We start from the raw sequence: 661 nt of genomic DNA, 5'->3' as shown, positions 1-661 counted from the left end.
AGAACAGCTTTTGCGGCTACGGTGCCTAAAAATGTTTTTGTTACTGAGGCGATTTCATATATTGTAGAGTCGTTAGGCTGGTTTTTCTTTCCAATTTCAAGTTCTCCGTAATGTTTTGATAATTCAATTCCATCTTTTACTACGGCAATGGAAACAGAATGAAATCGCCCATCCTTTAGAAGGCTGATGGCATTTTCTTCAACAATTTTTGAAATTTTGTCTGGAGTATTTCCATACTTTCTTTCTTTTTTATTGTCTTTACAACTGATTACAATTGCTGTTAATAAAATCCCAAAGAGTAGTTTGTTCATTTAAATTAGTTTGTTTTAAAATGGCACGTATACAAAAGGTATTCCGAATAATATGATTATGCAATCCTTTGGTTGAACTTTAGTAACGGTCTCGGCTATTATTTTGGTGTGCCACAACCTCAATTAGTTATAGCCATCATATGTTAGGTATTGGCTCTATAGTTCACTCTCTTTTAAGTCTTTAGCTAAACTTGCAATTTTTAATTTTTTATTCCGCTTTAAGTATTCTAAATCAGCTGAATTGTCAATCATTAACTGACGGTTATAATAGTTTATATGTTCAAGAATTGCGAAAAAATTGGCTAACATTCCCCACAAAATCAAGTTTTCAGGTATAGTTCCCCAGTCAT

General features: G+C 32.7%; 2 protein-coding genes. Both read right to left on the bottom strand.

Annotated elements, in window-relative coordinates:
- A partial coding sequence (locus tag IAG46_RS17565; RefSeq protein WP_190811699.1) for a serine hydrolase occupies nt 1-311 on the bottom strand: 311 nt, incomplete at its 3' end.
- Nucleotides 312-467: 156 nt separating this feature from the next.
- The coding region (locus tag IAG46_RS17560) for a hypothetical protein (protein ID WP_223826757.1) at nt 468-661 on the bottom strand (194 nt) is incomplete at its 5' end.

Origin of the sequence: Flagellimonas sp. S3867, assembly GCF_014698935.1 — a bacterium.
Lineage (GTDB): Bacteria > Bacteroidota > Bacteroidia > Flavobacteriales > Flavobacteriaceae > Flagellimonas.
This window is presented reverse-complemented; position numbering and strand designations above follow the sequence as displayed.